The sequence below is a fragment of the Mycobacterium sp. DL99 genome, assembly GCF_004762045.1.
Lineage (GTDB): Bacteria > Actinomycetota > Actinomycetes > Mycobacteriales > Mycobacteriaceae > Mycobacterium.
The window spans coordinates 3484408-3505822 of sequence record NZ_SJOM01000007.1 but is presented as its reverse complement, the minus strand read 5'-3'; the positions used below and the strand labels follow the sequence as shown (position 1 = coordinate 3505822).

Genomic DNA, 21415 nt, shown 5'->3' with positions numbered 1-21415 from the left:
TCTACCGTAACCCTCTAGCCCAGAGTGGCCAACGCTCCGCGGCTGACGTGCATCGTCTGCCCGGTGATGTGGCGAGCCGCCGGGGTGCTCAAAAACACTGCGAGACGGGCGAATTCGTCGGCGACGGACGGCGGCGTGCTGCCCAGGCCGTCGTAGCCCGGCTCGGCCGACAGGCCGGGGGCGATGGCGTTGACGGTGATTCCGCGGGTGCCGAAGTATGTGGCCTGACCGGCGGTCCAATCGCCGAGGGCTGCCTTGACGGCAGCTTCTGCGCTGCCCTCACGCGGGCTTGTGGGCACGACGTTGATGATGGAACCGCCCGAGCGCAGGTGATCGCCGACGATCTGCACGGTCAGCACCGCGGAGACCACGTTGGCATCCAGCGCATTGCGCCACGCGGTGGCCAGATCGGTCAGCGTGAACGTGCGGGGGTCCTTGGCCTCGAACAACGGGGCCGGGACGTTCACAAGGGTGTCGAGGTGATGGGGAAACAGCGCGCGGGCGCTCTCGAGGCTGGCGGGATCGGTGTTGTCGAACACGATCGACGCGACGTCGAGCTGCTTGGCGGCCAATTCCAGATCTTCGCGGCGAGCGCCGGCGATGACCACGTTGTGGCCTGCGTCGAGAAAACCTGCCGCGATCGCGCGGCCCAGTTCAGTGTCGCCGCCGGTGACCAGCACCTCCGCCATGATGTACCTCCATGTACCCGGGGATCGCCGCGCCGGACGGGGGCGACCATCGGCCAATGTTACTGGACAGTAGCTAGGAGGCGAAACCCGGCGCGCCCGTGCCGGCTCACCTAAGGTTGCGCGGATGACCCGACCCAGCGCTCTCATCTGCGTCGACGTCGTCACCGGGGCTACATCGTGACGAATCCGCCACGGCTTCCGCGCTGGATCTATCTCCCTGCCGCGGCGGGCGCGATATTCGTCGTGCTACCGCTGGTTGCGATGGTGGCGAAGGTGAACTGGCCGCAGTTCGGGTCGCTGGTCACCAGCACGTCGTCCACCGCGGCGTTGAAACTCAGTCTGGAGACCTCGCTGGCGAGCACGGTGTTGTGCGTGCTGTTCGGTGTCCCGCTCGCGCTGGTGCTGGCCCGCGCCGAAGGGCTCGTCGCTCGGATCGTGCGGCCGCTGATCCTGCTGCCGCTGGTGCTTCCGCCGGTGGTCGGCGGCATCGCGCTGCTGTACGCCTTCGGCCGGCTCGGGCTGGTAGGCCGGTATCTGGAGGGCGCCGGGGTGCAGATCGCCTTCACCACGGTGGCGGTCGTGCTGGCGCAGACGTTCGTATCGTTGCCGTTCCTGGTCATCTCGCTGGAAGGGGTGGCCCGCACCGCCGGCGCCGATTTCGAGGTCGTGGCGGCGACGCTGGGTGCGTCGCCGGCGACGGTGTGGTGGCGGGTGACCCTCCCGCTGTTGGGACCCGGCCTCATCTCGGGAGCCGTGCTGGCCTTCGCGCGCTCCCTCGGCGAGTTCGGCGCCACGCTCACGTTCGCGGGGTCGCGCCAGGGCGTCACCCGCACCCTTCCGCTGGAGATCTACCTGCAGCGCGAGGGTGACGCCGACGCCGCTGTGGCGTTGTCGGTGCTGTTGGTGGTGGTGGCTGCGGTGGTGGTCATCGGTCTCGGCAGTCGACGGCTGCGGGCCGGGGGATGGGCATGACGCTGCATGTGCGCGCTGTCGTCGAGAACCGCGGCCTGGACCTGGAGTTCGGTGTGGCGGCCGGAGAGGTGCTCGCGGTACTGGGCCCCAACGGCGCGGGCAAGTCGACCACCCTGCATTCGATCGCCGGATTGGTCGGCCTGGACGCCGGGCGCATCCAGGTGGGTGATCGGGTGCTCACCGACGCGGCAGCGGGTGTGCAGGTGCCGACCCATGCCCGCCGGGTCGGCCTGCTGTTGCAGGACTCCCTGCTATTTCCGCATCTGAGTGTGCTGGCCAATGTGGCATTCGGTGCCCGCAGCGGGCGCCGGCTCGGGCGACGCGCCGCGCATGAGACCGCGCACCGGTGGTTGGCCGAGGTCGATGCCACGGATCTGGCCCACCGGCGGCCGCGCCAGTTGTCGGGTGGCCAGGCTCAGCGGGTCGCGCTGGCCCGGGCGTTGGCCGCCGATCCCGAGGTGCTGTTGCTCGACGAACCGCTGGCGGGTTTGGACGTGGCCGTGGCCGCGTCGATGCGCAGGGTGTTGCGGCGAGTGCTGACGACGGGCGGCAGGTGTGCGGTGCTGATCACCCACGACCTGCTCGACGTACTCACGCTGGCCGATCGGGTGATTGTGGTGGAGAGCGGGCGGATCATTGAAAGTGGTTCTGCTGCAGAGGTGTTGGCGACGCCCAAGAGTCATTTCGGGGCGCGGTTCGCCGGGGTGAACCTGATCGGCGGCACGGCTGCCGGCGACGGCGTGGTGGTCACCGCATGGGAAGCGAATTGGCAGGGCACGCCGGCGGTCGAGGTCCGGCCCGGGGCGCCGGTGGTAGCGGTGTTCTCGCCGGCGTCGGTCTCGGTGTACCGGGACGAGCCACATGGCAGTCCGCGCAACACCGTCGCGGTGACGGTCGCGGAGCTGGACAGCCGGGGGCCCGGCATCCGGGTGCGGGCCGATGAACAGCCCGACGGTGCACCGGGCCTGGCCGCTGACATCACCGCCGAATCGGCCGCCGAGCTGCGACTGACCCCTGGGGACACGGTGTACTTCTCGGTGAAGGCGCAGGAGGTTGCTGTCCACCCTGCGGGCGCCGGAAGTAACTGACCTGCGCGGCGTAACGCATGTGCGCGCACGTCCGAATCACGTGGTGAGGATCGCGGCACCGCGGGTGTCGAAGGTGGGTTGCCAGGTCCGGCGTGGCGCCCGACACACCCACGCTTCAGCAACTCGTCACCCTGCTGCCTAGCTGGGCATATCTCATCTGTCGCAATCGCACTTTTTGGCACTCTAAGAGCAACTCACACTTGCGTCACGGCCGTAACACGGTAGTTTCTTCCCCATGGACGAGTCGGATGCGATGTCACATCGGCGCAGAGGTCTGTCGAAGAAGCTGGCGCTGGTTGCGATGACCGGCGCGACCGCCGCGGCCGTTGCGCTGCCGGCGGTGGCGTATGCGGATCCCGAGCCGGCGCCCCCGGTGCCGGCGCCCGCCCCGGCAGTGCCCGGTGCACCGGCCCCGGCCCCGGCCGCACCTGCTCCCGCTCCCGGGGCCCCCGCCGCGGCGGCGCCTGTCGATCCCAATGCTCCGGCTCCCGCGCCGGCTCCGGCTCCCGTTGACCCGAACGCGCCGGCCCCGGCACCTGCTGACCCGAACGCCCCGGCCGCGGCACCTGCTGCTCCCGCGCCGGAGCCCGGCCGCATCGACAACGCCGCAGGCGGGTTCAGCTACGTCGTCCCCGGAGGCTGGAAGGTGTCCGACGCGACCCAGTTGTCCTATGGGCAGGCGTTGTTGACCAAGATCCCGCCGGAGGGCACGCCTGAACCGCCGAACGACACCAGTGTGCTGCTCGGGCGCCTCGACCTGAAGTTGTTCGCAGGCGCCGAGTCTGACAACGCCAAGGCTGCCGTCCGCCTGGCCTCCGACATGGGTGAGTTCTTCATGCCGTTCCCCGGGACCCGGGTGAATCAGGAGACCGTGCCGCTCGACGCCAACGGGCTCAGCGGCGTCGCCTCGTACTACGAGGTGAAGTTCACCGATACCAACAAGCCCAACGGCCAGATCTGGGCCGGTGTGGTCGGCGCGCCGCCCGCCCCGGGAACCCCGCGCGGGCAACGCGCACCGGAACGCTGGTTCGTGGTCTGGCTGGGGTCGGCCAGCCATCCGGTGGACAAGGCTGCCGCCGCGACGCTGGCCAACTCGATCCGGCCGTGGACGCCGCCGGCGCCACCCGCGGGCGATCCCAATGCGGCACCGCCGCCGGCCGACCCGAACGCGCCGCCTGCCCGTCCGGGTGTCGGGGTGCCGGTGCCGGTCACCAACGCTCCGCCGGAGATGCAGCCCCCGGCCTGATATCCGTTCATTGCTCACGCCGGCCCTGTTCAGGGTCGGCGTGAGGCATTTCTAAGCAACGTGATTTTTCGTCTGCCCACACAGGTGTGACCTGTCTGTGCCGTGGGAAACCCATAGGTGAACGTTGATCGTTCCCAAACAGCCAACCGAATCGTTACGTTCGGTAGGTACACCTTGGGTGAGGCTCAGCGAGCCCGCTGAGCATGGCCAGTGACAGGCAGGAGACCTGCAATGGACGTAATGGCGGCTACCGAAATCCTGGCGCGTTCCTCCACACTGACGAGTGTCGGCTGGATCGGCTACATCATCATCGGCGCGATCGCCGGGTGGATCGCCGGCAAGATCGTCGAGGGCGGCGGCCAGGGCATTCTGATGAACATCGTCATCGGTGTGATCGGCGCGCTCATCGGCGGGTTCCTACTCAGCTTTTTCCTCAACACAGCCGGCGGCGGGTGGTGGTTCACCCTGTTCACCGCGATCCTCGGATCGGTGATCCTGCTCTGGCTTGTCGGATTGGTACGTAAGCGCAGCTGACCGGAGCGGCTGATGCCGACCGGAACCGCTGGGACCATGACGGCCTGGCAGGTCGTCAGCCCGGGTCCGGTGAGTTCACGTCCGCTGCAACGGGTTAACGTGTCCACCCCGCGACCGGGGCCTGACGAACTGCTCGTCGCGGTCCTGGCCTGCGGGGTGTGTCGTACGGATCTGCATGTGGCGGAAGGGGATTTGGCCGTGCACCGGCCGCGGGTGATACCCGGGCACGAAGTTGTCGGTGAGGTGATCGCGGTCGGCCCCGAGGCCGGCGGCGGGTTCGCGCCGGGTGATCGCGTCGGCGTGGCCTGGCTGCGCCACACGTGTGGGCGGTGTGCCTACTGTGTGCGTGGTCGGGAGAATCTCTGTCCGTCTTCGCGGTACACGGGCTGGGATGCTGACGGCGGCTATGCCGAATTCACCACCGTCCCGGCTGCATTCGCGCTCCGGCTGCCGACCGGTTACTCCGATGTCGAGCTGGCGCCGTTGTTGTGCGCTGGGATCATCGGCTATCGGTCGCTGTTGCGCACCGACCTACCGCAGGGTGGGCGGCTGGGTATCTACGGCTTCGGCGGTAGTGCGCACCTGACCGCTCAGGTGGCGTTGGCGCAGGGGGCCCGCGTGCATGTGATGACCCGTGGCGAGCGCGCCCGCGAACTCGCGCTGGCACTGGGTGCGTCGTCGGTGCAGGGCAGCGCCGACATGCCGCCTGAGCCATTGGATGCGGCGATCCTGTTCGCTCCCGTGGGGGATCTGGTGCTGCCCGCTCTGGCGGCACTGGACCGTGGGGGCGTGCTGGCGATCGCGGGCATCCACCTCAGCGACATCCCGACCTTGAACTATCAACGGCACCTGTTCCAGGAACGCGAGATCCGCTCGGTCACCGCCAACACCCGTGCCGACGCCCGAGAATTCCTGGCGTTCGCCGGTGGCCACCGGATGGCGGTCAGTACTCCCGTGTACGGCCTGGACCGTGCGGACGAGGCGCTGGCCGATCTGAGCGCCGGCCATGTCGCGGGTGCTGCGGTGCTGCGGGTGTAGTTCAGAGCGCGGCCAGCGCAGCGCCCAATCTGCCGTTCAGGTCACCGTGGCCGAACGCGTACATCGGTCCGAGTCCGTCATTGATCACCCGGCTGAGCCGGGCCATGCCGCGCGCGTCCACCGGCGCAGGTGAGTGCAGCCGCAGGGTGATCGCGTCGATCATCATCTCCGCTGCGGCAATGTTCTTCCGGTGTAACGGGATTCGCGACGACCACAAGATGGTGTCGTTGGCGGCCTCACGCACGCAGCGGCGCAGTACGCGGGCGATCGCCTCGCGCTCGGAGGCCGACGTCAGCCGGGCCGCGCGCGCGGCGATCGCGCTGCCCGGGGTGATCGGCGCGCCGACGGCAAGCATGGCGTCGAGGCGACCCGACCGGATGCGTGCGGTCAGGCGGGCGCGGATCGAGGCACGGCAGGGGATGGCTGCACGGCGGACTGAGGTCGCGGGTGTCGCAGAAATTCGGTTGTCGTTCACGGCGATACCTCGTATTTTTCCGTATGCCCAGTCCGGAGATCGTGACTATCTATTACCGTACGCTGGTCATGAATGACTAGTCAAACCAATTTAGTGGTCACGGCGGTACGCTGGAGCGATGACGACGACGTGGGCCGGTGACTCCGAGACCAAACCCGCGCCCGGACCGCTGGCCCGGATTCAGGCCCTGGTCAACACGATCGAGTTACCTGCGGGAATCGACCGCCTCGCAGATCCCGACGACGCGGCGCCCTGGCTGGCGGCCAACGGGTTGCTCGCCGTAGGGGCGAGCCTGACCGCAGCCGAACTGGACCTGGTGCGCCGGGTGCGCGAAGCACTGCGCGCGCTGCTGATTCACAACACCGGCGGTCCGCCGCCGGATGCCGGTCAGCTCGCTGTGCTGCAGTCGCTCACCGACGCGTCCACCGCAAAGGTCGACGTGAACCCCGACGGGCAGGTGCGGTTGTCAGCCGCAGGAGAGGGCGTGGGTGAGCGCCTGCTGGAGCTGCTGCTGGTGATGCGCGACGCGCAGCAGGACGGGACGTGGGCACGGCTCAAGGCGTGTGCGAACGATGAATGCACGTGGGCGTTCTACGACCGGTCCCGCAACCATGGCGGTACCTGGTGCGTGATGTCCGAGTGTGGGAACAAGCTGAAGAACCGTGAGTTCCGGGCGCGTCGCCGTGCCGGAGGCGCGAGTTAGGTCCCGTGCCGGAGGCGCGAGTTAGGTCGACAGATGCCAGACCAGGGCGGCCGCCAGTGCACCCACCCCGTTGAGTGACCAGTGCAGGGCGATCGGGGCGATCAGGCTGCCGCTGCGCCGCCGCAGCCAGGTGAACACGAAACCGGCGATGCCGGTGGCCACCACGGCCAGCACCACACCGGCGAGCATGCCGAACACGCCGCCACCGAACAGTCGCGTGAAGCCGACGTTCTCACTCGTCAGCCCGAGCGAACTGGCGATGTGCCACAGGCCGAACAACAGCGAACCACCGGCGGCGACGCCGCGAAAACCCCAGGCCCGGTTCAGGGCTCCGTGCAGCACACCGCGAAACGCCAACTCCTCGGGGATCACGGTCTGCAGCGGGATGATCACCATCGACGCGAGCAGCGCACCCGAGACGGTCGCGTAGTTGTCGTTCATGAACATCGGCCGGGTCCACGGCAGCGCCGCGCCGATCGCGATCACCGAGACCACGAGTGCGACGGCACCCAGGGCGTACCCGGCGCCGGAGCGCCAGTGTTCGCGGCCCAGCCCCAGCTCTGCCCAGCCCAGGCCGCGGGCCCGCACCAGGACCAGCAGGCCCACCGCGGCCGCCGGGACGGTGGCGATGCTGGCCCACGGGGTGGTGAAGTGCGCGATGAGGTTGGTCAGCGTGAGGATGACGACGACGATGCCGATGTCGGCGTAGATCCGGAAATGGTGCAATGCCGAGAGCTGGGCCACCAGCGGATGGGGATGCGCGGCCACGGCGCTCTGATCAGACATAACTTGCCAATCGTACCGGTGCGGCGCAATTACCCAGGTCACACCGCATTCCACGTCCACTGGGAAATCGCCGGATCGTCCTCGCCGTGTTCCCGGGTGTAGCGCCGGGCGGCGAGTCGCGCGTCGACCATCTCCTGACGGAGCCCCGCGGCGCTGACCGCGAGCCCCTCGACTCGGTCGATCACATCCATGACCAAGTGGAACCGGTCGAGGTCGTTGAGCATCACCATGTCGAACGGCGTCGTTGTCGTGCCCCGCTCCTTGAACCCCCGCACGTGTAGCTGGGCGTGGTTGGTGTGCCGGTAGGCCAGCCGGTGAATCAGCCAGGGGTAGCCGTGATAGGCGAAGATGATGGGCTTGTCCGTGGTGAAGATCGAGTCGAACTCGCGCTCGGACAGCCCGTGCGGATGCTCGGACTCGGGTTGCAAGCGCATGATGTCGACGACGTTGACCACCCGGACTCTCACCTCGGGGAGTCGGCGGCGCAGGATGTCGGCGGCGGCCAGCGTCTCCAGCGTCGGGATGTCCCCGGCGCAGGCCAGCACCACGTCGGGTTCCCCGGTCGTATTGCCGGCCCACTCCCAGATCCCGAGCCCGCGGGTGCAGTGCGCGACCGCCTCGTCCATCGCCAGGTATGTCAGGGCCGGTTGTTTTCCGGCCACGATGACGTTCACGTACTGACGGCTGCGCAGGCAGTGGTCCGCGACCGACAGCAGGGTGTTGGCGTCCGGCGGCAGGTAGACGCGCACCACCTCGGGACGCTTGTTGGCGACGTGGTCGATGAAGCCCGGATCCTGATGCGAGGCACCGTTGTGGTCCTGGCGCCAGACATGGGAGGTCAGCAGATAGTTCAGCGACGCGATCGGCTGGCGCCAGGTCAGATGCGAGCTACTGAACAACCACTTGGCGTGCTGGTTGAGCATGGAGTCGACGATGTGGACGAAGGCTTCGTAGCAGTTGAACAACCCGTGGCGTCCGGTCAGCAGATATCCCTCCAGCCAGCCCTGGCACAGATGCTCAGAGAGCACTTCCATCACCCGGCCATCGGGGGCCAGGTTCTCGTCGACGGGCAGGATCTCGCCCTCCCAGGCCTTGTCGGTCGCCTCGAACACCGCGGCCAGACGGTTCGAGGCGGTTTCGTCCGGACCCATCAGCCGGAAGCGGTCCGGATTGTCGGCGATCACATCACGCAGGAACGTGCCGAGCACCCGGGTGGCTTCGGCCGTCCCGGTGGCCGGGCTCTCGACGGTGACCGCGTAGTCGGTGAAGTCCGGCAGGTCGAGGTCACGCAACAGCAGTCCGCCGTTGGCATGCGGGTTGGCGCTCATCCGCCGGGTGCCCGAGGGTGCCAGGGCCCGCAGATCGGGCCGCAGCGCCCCGTCTGCGTCGAACAACTCCTCGGGACGGTAGCTGCGCAGCCACGTCTCCAGCTGCGCCATGTGCGACGGGTTGGTCCGGGTCTCGGAAAGCGGCACCTGGTGTGCGCGCCAGGTGCCCTCGACCAGTTTCCCGTCCACCTCGTGGGGGCCGGTCCAGCCCTTGGGAGTGCGCAGGATGATCATCGGCCACAGCGGACGGCCCGGCTCGTCGTCGAGGCGGGCCGCGCGCTGGATCGCCGCGATCTCGTCGAACGCTTCGTCCATGGCCGCGGCCAGCTCCTGGTGCACAATGGCCGGGTCGTCCCCGGCCACGGTGATGGGGCGATAGCCGTAGCCGTAGAACAGCGATTCGAGTTCCTCGGCCGGAATGCGGGACAGCACTGTGGGATTGGCGATCTTGTAGCCGTTGAGGTGCAGGATCGGCAGCACCGCACCGTCGACGACGGGGTTGAGGAACTTGTTCGAATGCCAGCTGGCGGCCAGCGGGCCGGTCTCGGCCTCACCGTCGCCGACGACGCAGGCCACCACGAGGTCCGGATTGTCGAACGCGGCGCCGTAGGCGTGCACCAGTGCGTACCCGAGTTCGCCGCCCTCGTGGATGGAGCCGGGTGTCTCGGCGGCCACGTGGCTGGGAATCCCGCCGGGAAACGAGAACTGGCGGAACAGTTTCCGCAGGCCATCGGTGTCCTGCCCGATACCGGTGTAGACCTCGCTGTAGGTGCCTTCGAGATAAGCGTTGGCCACCAGGCCCGGACCACCATGACCGGGCCCGGTCACGTAGATGACGTTCGCGTCGCGCTCACGGATGATCCGGTTGAGGTGCGCGTACAGCAGGTTCAAACCCGGAGTGGTGCCCCAGTGGCCCAGCAGCCGCGGTTTGACGTGCTCCGCGGCCAGCCGCTCGTGGAGCAACGGGTTGTCCAGAAGATAGATCTGGCCGACGGACAAATAGTTGGCCGCCCGCCAGTAGGCGTTGAGCTGCTCGAGTTCTGTGTCGGTCAGTGCCGGTGAGAGGGTCGCGTCGCTCATGTTCTCCATAGTGGCGGGTGTCGGTGAATGGCGCCCACGATCCGGGTACCTGATTTCGTACGGGTCAACCAACGCCGCGCGAAATACCCCGCCGCACCCGGCCCGATGTGCTATTCACAGCCTGAGAACTCACGCAGATCGGAGCCCATCATGGATCGCGTTCCCGCTCCGGGCGAGCCCGCCCAGTTGTTCATTGACGGTGCGTTCCGTACTGCCGAGCGGGCCGAGCCGGTGATCGAGGCCGGCACCGGCGAACCCCTCGGATCAGGCTGTGCAGCAAATGAATCCGAGGTCGACCGGGCGGTCGCTGCGGCCCGCGCCGCATTGCCCGGCTGGCGGGAGGTTCCGCTGGCCGAGCGTGCCGCGGTACTGATCCGGTTCGCCGACGCGCTGCAGTCCCGGGCGAACAGCACCAGGGAACTGTGCAGCCGGGAGAACGGGATGCCGCTCGCCCTGTCGCGCGGGGCAAACGGCGCATTTCCCGCGGCGCTGCTGCGCTACTACGCCGCGCTGATCGTGGAGACCGGCGTCGAGGAAACCCGGCCGAGCATGATCGGCCACACAATCGTGCGGCGTGAACCGGTCGGCGTGGTCGCGGCGGTCATCCCGTGGAACTACCCGCAGGCGCTGGCCGCGATGAAGTTTGCGCCCGCACTGGCCGCGGGCTGCACCGTGGTACTCAAAGCAGCACCGGAAACAGCCCTGGACGCACTGGTTTTCGGGGACGCGGCGACCGAGGCCGGACTGCCGCCGGGGGTGTTGAACGTGCTGGCCGGTGGACCCGATGCCGGGGCGCATCTGGTGTCGCATCCCGGGATCGACAAGGTCGCCTTCACCGGGTCGACGGCGGCCGGGCGCAAGATCGCCGAGGTGTGCGGGCGGCTGATGCGTCCGGTCACCCTGGAGCTCGGCGGGAAGTCGGCGGCGATCGTGCTCGACGATGCCGACCTGGACGCGACGATCCGCGGGCTACGCAGCGCGTCGTTCGTCAACAACGGCCAAACCTGTCATCTCAATTCGCGCGTGCTGGCCCCTCGTTCGCGATATGACGAGGTGGTCGAGGCGGTGGCGGCTCTGGCCGACGGGTTGCAGGTGGGCGATCCGTTGGACACCGCGACCGAGGTCGGGCCGCTGGTCAGCGCCCGGCAGCGACGGCGGGTGCTGGACTACATCGAGGTGGGACTGGGTGAGGGAGCCAAGCTGGTGGCGGGCGGGTCGGTTCCCGCCGATCAACCGCGCGGCTGGTTCGTCTCGCCGACCGTGTTCGCCGAGGTGGACAACTCGGCGCGGATCGCGCAGGAGGAGATCTTCGGGCCGGTGCTGACGGTCATCCCGTACGACGGCGACGACGATGCGGTGGCCATCGCCAACGACAGCGAGTTCGGTCTCGGCGGCAGCGTGTGGTCCACGGACGTGGAGCGGGCCACGAACATCGCCAGGGCGGTACACACCGGCACCATCGGGATCAACGACTATCAACTGGACATGGGCGCGCCGTTCGGCGGCGTGAAATCCAGTGGCATGGGGCGCGAATTGGGACCCGAGGGTTTGGCCGCCTACCAGATCCTCAAGTCCATCTACCGCGTCGGCTAGGTTCGTGGGCATGACCCTGCCCAGGACTCTCGACCCGCGAACCCCGGTACTGGTGGGCTACGGCCAGGTCAACCAGCGGGAGGAGAAGCCGGACGTCGAGCCGGTCGATCTCATGGTGGAGGCGGCCCGGGCCGCCGCCGACCCGCGGGTTCTGGAAGCGGTCGACTCGGTACGGATCGTCAATCTGCTGTCCTGGCACTACCGCGATCCGGGTTTGCTGTTGGCCCAGCGCATCCGGGCTGACAAGGCCGCCACGCGCTACACCGGGGTGGGCGGAAACGTACCGCAGACACTGGTGAACGAAGCCTGCCTGGATCTGCAGGGCGGCCGGGCCGAGGTGGTGCTGATCGCCGGCGCCGAGACGTGGCGTACCCGCAGTCGGCTGCGCGCGGCCGGGGCCAAACCGGACTGGACGCGCCAAGACGAATCCGTGCCGGAGGCCCCGGGTGCGCATGAAGGTGTGCCGATGGCCGGTGAGGCCGAGATCCGGATCAAGCTGGACCGCCCGGCCTACGTGTACCCGATGTTCGAGCAGGCGCTGCGGATCGCGGCCGGCGAGACCAGTGAGGAGCACCGCAGGCGGATCGGCGAGTTGTGGTCACAGTTCAGTGCCGTGGCGGCGGGCAATCCGCATGCCTGGAGCCGGGAAGCCGTGCCCGCCGAGCAGATCTGGCAGCCGGGCCCGGACAACCGGATGATCAGCTGGCCCTACACGAAGCTGATGAACTCCAACAACATGGTGGACCAGGGCGCGGTGCTGATCCTGACCACAGTCGAGAAGGCGACCTATCTTCAGATCCCCACCGACCGTTGGGTTTTCCCGTATGCCGGGACAGATTCGCACGACACCTATGCGATCGGTGAGCGGGCCGAGCTCTACCGGTCGCCGGCGATCCGGATCGCCGGTAGCCGGGTTCTGGAACTGGCCGGTGTGGGAGTTGACGAGGTCGACTTCGTCGACGTGTACTCCTGCTTCCCGTCGGCGGTGCAGGTGGCGGCGGCCGAAATCGGTCTGCCTCTGGCCGATCCGTCGCGGCCATTGACGGTGACCGGCGGGCTGACGTTCGCGGGCGGGCCGTGGAACAACTACGTGTCCCATTCGATCGCCACCATGGCCGAGCGGCTCGTGGCCAATCCCGGGACCCGGGGGCTGATCACCGCCAACGGCGGTTACCTCACCAAGCACAGTTTCGGTGTATACGGCACCGAGCCGCCGACTCATGAATTCCGTTGGCAGGACGTGCAATCCGAGGTGGACGCCGAGCCCACACGTCAGCTGCAGGTGGAATTCGCGGGCACCGGCACCGTGGAATCCTGGACCACGCCGGTCGGTCGCGACGGCACCGCGGAGCGGGCGTTCCTGGCGGTGCGCACCCCGGAGGACGGTCGCACACTGGCCCGGATCGTCGACGAGTCACAGGCCGCGGCGACCATGTCCGAGGACATCGCCGGCGCGAAGGTGCAGGTTCACGCCGACGGCAGCGCGACCCTCCTCTGAGCCTCGGATCGGGTCAACGGCTCAGCGCGTCGCCGGCTCTCGCTGCGCCAGCGCGAGGACCTCGTCGGTCGTCGGCGGGCTGGGCGGATGATTGGACAGGCACCACGGCGTCTGGATCTTGTGAAAGGCGTTGCCTTCCAACGCCACATAGAACTGGCCCGACCGCAGCTTGCTGATGTCGGGTACGTGGCCGCCTTTCACCCGGGCCATCTCCCGGGCCACGGCGATCTGCGCGGGGGAGTTCAGCAGACCGTAGAACTGCGTGGTGGCATTGCCCGGGATGTGGTTGTGCAGACCGCGTGGAGACTGCGTGGCGAACACCAGCCCCAGCCCGTACTTTCGCGCCTGCGAGGACAGCGCCAGGGTGCTGTGTGTGGAGGCAGTCGTGTGACTGGAAGGCGCGAAGTTCTGTGCCTCGTCCATCACCAGCAGCCCACCCAGCGGCCGGTCCCCGGCCGGGTTGCGCTTGATCCAGGCGAACAGGGCCATCTGCAGCTGGTTGACGAACCCTTCGCGCTGTTGATCGCTGGTCAAACCGACCATGCTGATCACCGACACCCGGGCCCGGTAGCCCGGTGACGGTGTCAACAGCACGCCGGGGTCGGCGGCAGTCCCGGAGCCACCGAACAGCGGATCGTTGACGGTCGCGGCCCGAAGATTCTGGGCCAGTTCGGTGGCCAGTTTGTGCGCCCCGCTCAGTGCGCTGACCTCTGGGGGCAGATTGCCGAGCAGGTCGATGAATCCGCCCAGGGACACCGAGGGGCTCGCACCGTAGAACCGCAGCGCCTCGCGCAGCACCGCGCGAGACCGCTCGGCCTTGGCGGTGTTGCCGGCGATCAGGGCGCGGGGTTCGAGTGCGGCGACGGCGGATTCGACGGCGTCGGAGAACTCATCGGCGTCATCGATGACGCTGGCGAAGTCGGGGAGTGGCTGGAAGGACAGCGGGCGGCCGGTCGACCGGCCCGGCGTCCACACCACGACCTCGGCGTTGTCGAAGTACGCGTCGGCGCGTTCGTCGTCGGCCGGGTTCCATCCCGGGGGATTGTCGGGCCAACGGGCTCCCAGCCGGGACAGGTCGTTGTTGGGGTCCAACACGATCGACGACACGCCGCGCAGCGCGCACTCCTCGACCAGGCGTCGGATCAGCACGGTCTTGCCCGATCCGGAGCCGGCGAAGATCGCGGTGTGCTTACGCAGCGCGGCCAGGTCCACCGATACCGGGCGCCCGCCGGGACTGTCCAGGCCCAGGGTGACGGCGATGGGCGAATGCTCGATCGACGGCGTGGGCGGCTGCACCCGTATCGGCCCGGTCGCGAGCTCGGCCTCCACATCGATCTGGGCCGGTGGCGGCGGATCACCCGCGATGTCCCCGAGTGCGGATCGCAACCAGCCGATCCCGTGGGCGGGGCGGCGCCGGCGCAGCCACTCGGGCAGGTCGGGGTGATTGTCGTCGATCAGATCGCGCAGCGCCGTCATGGTGCGTACGTCGTCCTCGCTCATCGGCAACACTCGGCCGCCGGCAGCCTCGAACTCGGCGATCACCACCGCGGTTTTCGCGCCCTTCGGCCACGCGGTGTTGCGGAGCAGGAACAGCCGACGCCGGTCAGGGTTGAAACCCGTTGCTTCCCAGGCTTTCCGAATCCTGTTTTGTACCGCGACGGCATTGCCGGACGAGATCGCGCGAAATGCCCAGTGCCGCTCGTCGTCGGTGGCGGCGTCGAGCGTCTGGCGCAGCCGCCCGTGCAGCACCACCCGTTGGCCCGGCAGCGGATCGGGGCGAAACGCCTGCCCGGCCTCGCCGAGTTCGGTGATCCACGCATCCAATGCCGCCGACAACAGGCCGGGCATCGTGGTGTCCTCGCCGTCGGGGTCGAGCGCGGCGACGGTCACCGCGCGGCGCCGGTAGTCGGCGAAGCGACGGTCCAACTCGCCGGTGTCGCCGGCGGCGGCGCCCGTGGCGCGTTCGTGTGGTTCGGCCACCTCGCCGGTGAGTTGGGACAGCTCTTCGATCGTGTCGCGGTCCAGGCAGCGGCGGACATGGGTGTCGGCCCGCTTGAGCAGTTGTCGCGGCGTGTATTGGGTGGCGTCGTCGAACGCCGAGGGCAGGATCGGCCAGCTCGGGTACGGCGCGGTGAATCCGATGGACGCGTAACTCGCGGTGAACCGCCGTTCCAGGATGGCTCGGCCGACCTCCGGCGTCGGCAGGCCCTGCAGCAGCGCGGTGGTCCGGAACCGGTCCTGCACGGTGGCGGTGGCCCGGTCCTGGATCGCCTCCCAGGCTGCGGGCAGGCAGGCCACCACACCCACCGTGCGCCGCATGGTTTGGCGGATGGACATCAGCCCGTGCGCGATGTGCTCGAGGTCGCGGTTGCCCGGGGAGTGGGCAGTTCCGCCATCGCCCGGGGAGCGGGCAGTTCCACCGGGGTCGGCGCCGGACACGGCGCCCGCGGTGTCGGTGCGTTCGGTGGATTGGGCCAGCAGCGTGTCGATCTGGTCGAGGGCCAGCACCGACGGCCCGGCCAGGGCGATCAGGCGCGAGATGTCGCGCACCGATTCCTGCGGGGTGAGCACCGGCGCGGGCAGGCCCCACGATTCCTTCTCGCCGCTGCCGGTCAGGAAGGCCTCGCCGATGTCCTGCAGCTCGAGGTCGCCGGCACCCAGCAGCACCAGGGCGCGCAGGGTGTGGTGCGCGCGCTTGACGGTGTGGCGATGGACCTTGTGCAGGGAGTTGACGAAGTCGGTGAGGATCTCGGGGGTCAGGTCGTCGTCGCCGATCACGGCCCGGCGATTGGCGCGGGAGATGTGGGCCACCGAGGACAGTTCCCACAGCAGGTCTTTGAGTTGGGTTTCGCGCTCGCTGCCCGGCCGGCCCAGGCTTTCCAGGATGCCCGCGCGGGCGGACTGCCAGAAGCTGGCCGCATCGAGCAACTCGACGAGAAAGAAGAAACCGCCGCCGGTTTGCACCTGTTCGCGCACCTGACCGAGCAGGTGGGTCTTGCCGGACCCGGCCGGGCCCCGTACCACCACGCCCAGCGGGCTGGAGTCGATCTCCCGTTCGGCATCGCCGAACGCGGCCATCACATCGCCCATCGGCCGGTCGTGCAGCCCGCGCACGTGCAGCGCGCCCTGCGAATGCCACAGATCGTCGGCGGTCGGCGCCCAGGTCAGGCGAAGCGCGCTGAGCGCTTCGCGGTGCTGTAACTCCATCAGGACTCGATCGCGATCAGGTGCTTGTCCTGGTTGCCTATCTCCACCGCGGCTTCGCGGTCGGCGGGGGTGAGCACCTTCTGGTTCTCCTCGGGGATCAGGCTGACGCCGGGTTGCTGATAGAGGCTGATCAGCGCGGCGTCGACGGTGGGTCGGGGCAGACCGGGCACGGCCTGGCGCAGGCGCAGCAGACTCACCCAGCCTCCGGGCCGGGCGGTCAGCCCGGCATAGGCGGTGCGCAGCTGGATTTCGGGACCGGCTTCGGGAGCCGGCGCGGCCGCCTGGGCGGGCACCTCGGCGGGCAGGAATACGTCGGAGGGAACGAGGTCGGCGTGTTCGAAATAGCGGTGCAGCGCACCCAGCAGCGTGTACAGGGCCTTGCCCTGCCCGGTGGACCGGGGCGGCGCGCCGGCGCCGAACAGGGATCGGCACAGCGCCCACCCCGTGTCGGTCAGTTCGTGGACGAGGGGGCGGGTGCCGGTCGACTCGATCAGGCCCAACCGGTTGAGCCGGTCGCGCTTCGGTTTGTCGAGTTTGGGCCCGAGCCGCTCCAGTTCAGCGTTGGGCACCGGGCGGGACTCGGCCATCAGTACCAGCAGGACTGCCTGCTCGGTGCCGGACAGCTCGTCGGGCGCGACATTCACCGGATGCTCACCTTCCTGCCGTCATGGTTTGGGCACGCGGGCGGGGCGATACCGGCACGTGTCTCATGCACGTTAGCGCGTACCCCTGACCGCAGGAGAATGTTGTTGCGCTGCACGGATTTCGCCCGCGCGGCAGGCCCAGTGCCCGCAGCTACCCGACCGACAACGGCTGCGCCGGGTCGGCGATGCGTTCCGGGTCGACCGGCTCGGCCGATCGGATCAGCGCCTTGACGTCGTCAAGGACATCCCACACGTTGACGTTCATCCCCGCCAGGACACGGTTGGAGGCGTCGAGCCAGAATGCCACGAACTCGCGCCCAGCAACGTCGCCGCGGAACACCACTCGCCGATATTCGGGTGCGTGGCCGACATACTCCATGCCGAGGTCGTACTGATCGGTGAAGAAATAGGGCAATTCGTCATATTCGGCTTGCTTGCCCAACATCCCCGCAGCGGCCACCGCGGGCTGCTTGAGCGCGTTGGCCCAGTGTTCGGTGCGGATTCGCACTCCGAAGAACGGATGCTGTGCGGCGGCGATGTCGCCGACGGCGTAGATGTCGGGATCGCTGCTGCGCAGCGAGGCGTCGACGAGCACGCCGCCGTCCGCGATGGCCAGCCCGGCGGTTTCGGCCAGGCCGATGTTCGGTGCCGCGCCGACGGCGATCAGGACCGTGTCGGCGGTGACGGTGGAGCCGTCCCCGAGGCGTAGTCCCGTGGCGGTGCCGTTGTCGGTGGTGATTTCCTTCACCGACTGGTCCAGCCGCAGATCGACCCCGTGCTCGCGGTGCAATTGCGCGAACACCCCACCCACCTCGGCGCCGAGGGCGGCCAGCAGCGGTAGGTGCGCGGCCTCGACGACCGTGACGTTCACGTCGCGGCCGCGCGCACCGGCGGCGACCTCCAGCCCGATCCAGCCGCCGCCCACGATGGCCAGCGTCGAACCCGGGGTCAACGTGGCGCTCAGGGCCGCGGCGTCGTCGATGGTGCGCAGATAGTGCACGCCTGCGGCGTCTGATCCAGGGATCGGTGGCCGGCGTGACGAGGAACCGGTGGCCAGCAGCAGCTTGTCGTAACCGACGGTGGTGCCGTCGGGCAGTGCGAGCGTGTGCTCGGCGGCGTTGACGGCGGTGACCTCGGTTCCCAACCTCAGCTCGACGTTGTGGTCGCGGTACCAGGACGCCGGATCGACGGTGAAGTCATCGAGCTTCTTTTTTCCGGCCAGGTACTCCTTGGACAGCGGCGGACGCTCGTAGGGGAGCTGGTCTTCGGCGGCGAAAACCACGACGTGGCCGTCAAAGTCGTTGTCCCGCAGAGCTTCAGCAGCCTTGGCGCCGGCCAGGCCGCCACCGACGATCGCGAATGTGGACGACGTTGTCATGTCGATTCAGCCTACTCGCCCGATACCAACTGCTTCAGTTTTCGGGCGTTGCGTACCGCATGACCACCGAGATCGTTGTTGAAGTACACGACGACGCGGTGGCCGTCGCGGTCCCACTGCCGGATCTGCTGCGCCCACCCGCTCAGCTCGTCGTCGGAGTAGCAGCCGGTGTACATGCCGTCGTCGCCCGGACCGTGCATCCGGAGATAGACCAGATCACCGGTGGCCACCGGGCGGCAGGTCAGCCCGGGGCCGCTCATCACGACGTACGCCGCGCCGTACCGCTCCAGCACGGCGTACACCGCAAGCTCGTGCCAGGACGGGTGACGTAGTTCCATCGCGACCCGGATCTGGCGGGGGAGTTGGGACAGGAACGCGGTGAGCAGCTCGTCGTCGCGCTCCAGGGCGGGGTGAAGCTGGACCAGTAATGCTTCGTTGTGTGCGTCGAGCAGTTGCCAGCAGCGCTCGAACCGCGGCGTCCAGCTCTCCGGAGACCGCAGTCGCCGGTAGTGGGTCAACCCGCGGTGGGCCTTGACCGACATCGTGAAACCGGCGGGCATCTGTTCGCGCCACCCGGTGAACGTGGCGTCAGTGGGCCAGCGGTAGAAGCTGCCGTTGAGTTCCACGGTGTCGAACTCGTCGACGTAGTGGGCCAGCCGGGTCTTCGCCGGTGTGCCCCGCGGATACAGCACATCGGTCCAGTGGTCGTATGACCAGCCCGAGGTGCCGATCTGGATCATGTGCCATCGCTAGGGGACGTCGGTGTAATGCGGGGTGTAGCCCTCGGCCGAGAAGGTGAAACCTCGGCCGGTCAGCTCCCGTACGCAGGACACCCCGGACTGCTCCTGGACGTTGCACCGGAATCCGGCGACCGCCAGCACCTTCCCGAACGGCAGCGCGACGGCGGTCGGTTGCGCGAATTCGGGCTGTGCCAGGTTGACGAACTGGGCGTCGTTGTCCCGGTCGAGCACAAGGGCATTCGGTGCTGCCGTCCCACCGGTCCCGTCGGGCACCTCCGTCGGCGCTCCCGTCACCGCCATCGCCGATGCGCCGCCCGCTGCCTGGCAGCCCGCGCGATCGCGGGGCAGTATCGCGCACTGCCACCGGCCGCTCGGGGTGCTGAAGTAATAGGCCTTGCGCCCGTTGACGTCGAGCAGGTAGTCGGCGGCGTTGACCAGGTGGGCGGTGCCGAACGCCGGTGGCGCCGCGGTGGTGCTCGCGGGCGGCGGCGACGCGGCGTCGTCGGTGTTGACGACGGTTCCCGACGTACATCCGGCGAGCGCCGCAGCGGCGGCGACTACGACGAGACAAGCCTTCACGACGCAAGACCCTAGTCAATCGCCCCGGCCGCCCGGACGGTAGCGTCGAGTTTCCGTGACACCTGCCCGACGCCCCGCAGCTTCCCGACTCACCACGGCGTTGCTGGCGGCCGGGCTGGGCGCCGGATTGTCGATCACCACGGTTTCGCTCACCCTGGCGTTCACCCGCCCCGGCTTCGACCTGACCCGACATGCCAATTCCATGCTGGTTCTCGGTGATTGGGGCTGGATTCAGACGGTGAACTTCGTTGTGTGCGGGCTGTTGCTGATCGGGTTCGGGTTCGGGATCTGGCGCGTGGCCTCGGGCGTGCTGTCCGGCCGGGTCGCGGCGATGTGCGTGACGCTCTACGGGTTACTGGCCGGTGTGGTCGTGGGGCTCAACCCGACCGATCCGGGTTTCGGGTTCCCGCCGGGCTATCCCGAGGTGGAGGAGCTGAGTACTTCGGCGCAGATCCACGGCGTGGCCGGTGGGCTCGGCTTCCTGGCCGCGACTTGCGGATGCTTCGCGCTGGCAAGGTATTTCGCGCAAATGGGAGACCGGGGGTGGATGGCGATGTCGGCCGGGGTCGGCGTCGCGGTGTTGTCGGTGGGTGCGTACATGGGCCTCAATGCCGGTGCACACACCGAGACGTTCAACTTTGTGCCGACGTGGATCGGTGGTGCGGTGCTGTGGCTGTTTGTCGCGGCTGTGGCCGCGCGGCTGTTGCATTCACATCGCGACGCATATGTCGGCACCCAGTAGCAGCACCGGCCACAGCAGCGTCACCTGACCGAAGGCCACCAGATCGGCACCGGCCGGGAATTTGGTAAGCAGGCTCGCCTCGATGAGCTGTACCTGTTCGGGGTGGAAGAACGTCCAGACCAGGCCGATCACGAGGTAGGGCAGGGATATCCACATCAAAGTCTCGAGCAGTTGCTCGACGCTGAGCTTGTAGCTCAAGATGTGGCGGATCCGGTCCATCAGATCAGTGCCTTGTCGGCGGCCACACGTCGGCGGACATTGGCGAGCAGCAGGTAACTGCCCCCCTGGCGGACGAACACCGGTAGGAACCGGTTGCCGAATGCCACCGCCAGGAACAGCCATTCGAACAGCCGCTGCCGGCGACGGCCCCAGCCGAAGCCGACGGCATTCCGGAACACCGGCGCCAGAAATCCCGTGGTCAGGAATTTCAGCAGCGGCCGAAACGGTATTCGCAACAGCGGGTTGATCATCCGCAGATCCACCAGGTCATGTAAATACCGCCTGACGACGTCGTCCATCTGTATCTGCTCGCACGCGGTGTCCCAGTACGTGTCGAATTCGGCCCGAGTCGCCGGCCACTGCTCCGGGTCGACTTGCAGAGTGGTGCCCAGGGTGGCGGCGGATCGGTAGAACTGCTCGGCCTGCGCGGCGGTCATCTCACCGCGTAACAGCTGGTACACGTCCTCCAGTCCGACGAACAGACAGGCCGCCACCCACAGTTGCAGGTCGCGGTCGAAGGCGTTGTACTGCACGGGACTTGCCGGCCCGGACCGGACCTGCCGGTGGGCCGCGTCCACGGCGTCGCGGAACGCGGCCCGGTCCTCGGGCTCTCCGAGGATGGCCACCGCCAGATAACTGAGCGTGGTGCGGGCCCGCTTCCACGGATGTTTGAGCAGGTTGCCGGACTCCACCGTGCTCTCCACGACCCCGTAGCCGACGCCCGGCGAGGACAGCTGCATGATCACGTTGGCCGCGCCGGCGGCGAAGCCCCACAGGTCCATCGCATCGGCGACGGTGACGTCCTCGTCGGACCAGCGCGCGGTGCGTCGGGTGATCGAGATCCGGTTGGCGGAGGTTTCGTCGGAAGGCATTCGT

Annotated in this window: 20 protein-coding genes; 9 read left to right on the top strand and 11 right to left on the bottom strand. The window is 68.3% G+C overall.

What is annotated here, in order from left to right; genetic code table 11:
- Window positions 1-14: 14 nt before the first annotated feature.
- Window positions 15-689: an SDR family oxidoreductase gene (locus tag EYZ64_RS17295; protein ID WP_135455086.1), complete on the bottom strand. Its 675-nt coding sequence runs from the start codon at window positions 687-689 to the stop codon at window positions 15-17.
- Window positions 690-866: 177 nt separating this feature from the next.
- On the opposite strand from EYZ64_RS17295, the gene EYZ64_RS17290 reads away from it, so the two are divergent.
- The 5 genes from EYZ64_RS17290 (at window position 867) to EYZ64_RS17270 (ending at window position 5567) form a co-directional block, all read left to right on the top strand.
- A complete protein-coding gene (locus EYZ64_RS17290) occupies window positions 867-1661 on the top strand; it encodes an ABC transporter permease (protein WP_135455084.1) in 795 nt (264 codons plus the stop codon).
- Window positions 1652-2749 carry a sulfate/molybdate ABC transporter ATP-binding protein gene (locus tag EYZ64_RS17285; protein WP_450071667.1) on the top strand — a complete coding sequence of 366 codons (1098 nt, stop codon included), beginning with the start codon at window positions 1652-1654 and terminating at the stop codon, window positions 2747-2749. The genes EYZ64_RS17290 and EYZ64_RS17285 overlap by 10 nt, the downstream gene beginning before the upstream one ends.
- A 235-nt stretch (window positions 2750-2984) precedes the next feature.
- The gene (locus EYZ64_RS17280) at window positions 2985-3995 is read left to right on the top strand and encodes an alanine and proline-rich secreted protein Apa (RefSeq protein ID WP_135455080.1); all 1011 of its coding nucleotides are present in this window, start codon (window positions 2985-2987) and stop codon (window positions 3993-3995) included.
- A 231-nt stretch (window positions 3996-4226) separates the two neighbouring features.
- Window positions 4227-4529 (top strand): GlsB/YeaQ/YmgE family stress response membrane protein, encoded by a 303-nt coding sequence (locus EYZ64_RS17275; protein WP_135455078.1) that lies wholly within the window; start codon window positions 4227-4229, stop codon window positions 4527-4529.
- 9 nt (window positions 4530-4538) lie between these two features.
- Window positions 4539-5567, top strand: coding sequence for a zinc-binding alcohol dehydrogenase family protein (locus EYZ64_RS17270; protein ID WP_502703017.1), 1029 nt, complete (start codon window positions 4539-4541; stop codon window positions 5565-5567).
- Window position 5568: 1 nt separating this feature from the next.
- Here the strand turns inward: EYZ64_RS17270 and EYZ64_RS17265 are convergent, their stop codons facing one another.
- The gene (locus tag EYZ64_RS17265) at window positions 5569-6042 is read right to left on the bottom strand and encodes a hypothetical protein (protein WP_353653679.1); all 474 of its coding nucleotides are present in this window, start codon (window positions 6040-6042) and stop codon (window positions 5569-5571) included.
- A 118-nt stretch (window positions 6043-6160) separates the two neighbouring features.
- On the opposite strand from EYZ64_RS17265, the gene EYZ64_RS17260 reads away from it, so the two are divergent.
- Complete coding sequence (locus EYZ64_RS17260) at window positions 6161-6745, top strand: CGNR zinc finger domain-containing protein (RefSeq protein WP_135455073.1); 585 nt, start codon at window positions 6161-6163, stop codon at window positions 6743-6745.
- A gap of 21 nt (window positions 6746-6766) precedes the next feature.
- On the opposite strand, the gene EYZ64_RS17255 is transcribed toward EYZ64_RS17260, so the two are convergent.
- Entirely contained in the window at window positions 6767-7531 is a 765-nt protein-coding gene (locus EYZ64_RS17255) for a CPBP family intramembrane glutamic endopeptidase (RefSeq protein ID WP_135455072.1), read from the bottom strand.
- A 38-nt stretch (window positions 7532-7569) separates the two neighbouring features.
- Window positions 7570-9939, bottom strand: coding sequence for a phosphoketolase family protein (locus tag EYZ64_RS17250; RefSeq protein ID WP_135455070.1), 2370 nt, complete (start codon window positions 9937-9939; stop codon window positions 7570-7572).
- 150 nt (window positions 9940-10089) lie between these two features.
- Here EYZ64_RS17250 and EYZ64_RS17245 point away from each other — a divergent pair, with 150 nt between their 5' ends.
- A complete protein-coding gene (locus EYZ64_RS17245) occupies window positions 10090-11532 on the top strand; it encodes an aldehyde dehydrogenase (RefSeq protein ID WP_135455068.1) in 1443 nt (480 codons plus the stop codon).
- A gap of 10 nt (window positions 11533-11542) precedes the next feature.
- Window positions 11543-13030, top strand: a complete 1488-nt coding sequence (locus EYZ64_RS17240) for an acetyl-CoA acetyltransferase (RefSeq protein ID WP_135455067.1) — start codon at window positions 11543-11545, stop codon at window positions 13028-13030.
- Window positions 13031-13051: 21 nt separating this feature from the next.
- Here EYZ64_RS17240 and EYZ64_RS17235 read toward each other — a convergent pair whose 3' ends face one another.
- The 5 genes from EYZ64_RS17235 to EYZ64_RS17215 all read right to left on the bottom strand — a co-directional run bounded on the left by EYZ64_RS17235 (window position 13052) and on the right by EYZ64_RS17215 (window position 19578).
- Window positions 13052-16237 (bottom strand): helicase HerA domain-containing protein, encoded by a 3186-nt coding sequence (locus tag EYZ64_RS17235; RefSeq protein WP_135455065.1) that lies wholly within the window; start codon window positions 16235-16237, stop codon window positions 13052-13054.
- On the bottom strand, window positions 16237-16881 hold the full coding sequence (locus EYZ64_RS17230) for a hypothetical protein (protein WP_135455063.1): 645 nt from the start codon (window positions 16879-16881) through the stop codon (window positions 16237-16239). Before EYZ64_RS17230 ends, EYZ64_RS17235 begins: the two co-directional genes overlap by 1 nt.
- 151 nt (window positions 16882-17032) lie before the next feature.
- Window positions 17033-18259, bottom strand: coding sequence for an NAD(P)/FAD-dependent oxidoreductase (locus EYZ64_RS17225; protein ID WP_135455061.1), 1227 nt, complete (start codon window positions 18257-18259; stop codon window positions 17033-17035).
- An 11-nt stretch (window positions 18260-18270) separates the two neighbouring features.
- Window positions 18271-18999: a DUF72 domain-containing protein gene (locus tag EYZ64_RS17220; RefSeq protein ID WP_135455059.1), complete on the bottom strand. Its 729-nt coding sequence runs from the start codon at window positions 18997-18999 to the stop codon at window positions 18271-18273.
- Between the two features lie 9 nt (window positions 19000-19008).
- Window positions 19009-19578 carry a hypothetical protein gene (locus EYZ64_RS17215; RefSeq protein WP_135455057.1) on the bottom strand — a complete coding sequence of 190 codons (570 nt, stop codon included), beginning with the start codon at window positions 19576-19578 and terminating at the stop codon, window positions 19009-19011.
- A 55-nt stretch (window positions 19579-19633) separates the two neighbouring features.
- Here EYZ64_RS17215 and EYZ64_RS17210 point away from each other — a divergent pair, with 55 nt between their 5' ends.
- Window positions 19634-20320 carry a DUF998 domain-containing protein gene (locus tag EYZ64_RS17210; RefSeq protein ID WP_135455055.1) on the top strand — a complete coding sequence of 229 codons (687 nt, stop codon included), beginning with the start codon at window positions 19634-19636 and terminating at the stop codon, window positions 20318-20320.
- On the opposite strand, the gene EYZ64_RS17205 is transcribed toward EYZ64_RS17210, so the two are convergent.
- Together EYZ64_RS17205 and EYZ64_RS17200 are read right to left on the bottom strand one after the other, a co-directional pair.
- On the bottom strand, window positions 20288-20539 hold the full coding sequence (locus tag EYZ64_RS17205; protein ID WP_135455052.1) for a hypothetical protein: 252 nt from the start codon (window positions 20537-20539) through the stop codon (window positions 20288-20290). The genes EYZ64_RS17210 and EYZ64_RS17205 overlap by 33 nt on opposite strands.
- The gene (locus EYZ64_RS17200; protein WP_135455050.1) at window positions 20539-21411 is read right to left on the bottom strand and encodes an oxygenase MpaB family protein; all 873 of its coding nucleotides are present in this window, start codon (window positions 21409-21411) and stop codon (window positions 20539-20541) included. Before EYZ64_RS17200 ends, EYZ64_RS17205 begins: the two co-directional genes overlap by 1 nt.
- Between the last annotated feature and the right edge of the window lie 4 nt (window positions 21412-21415).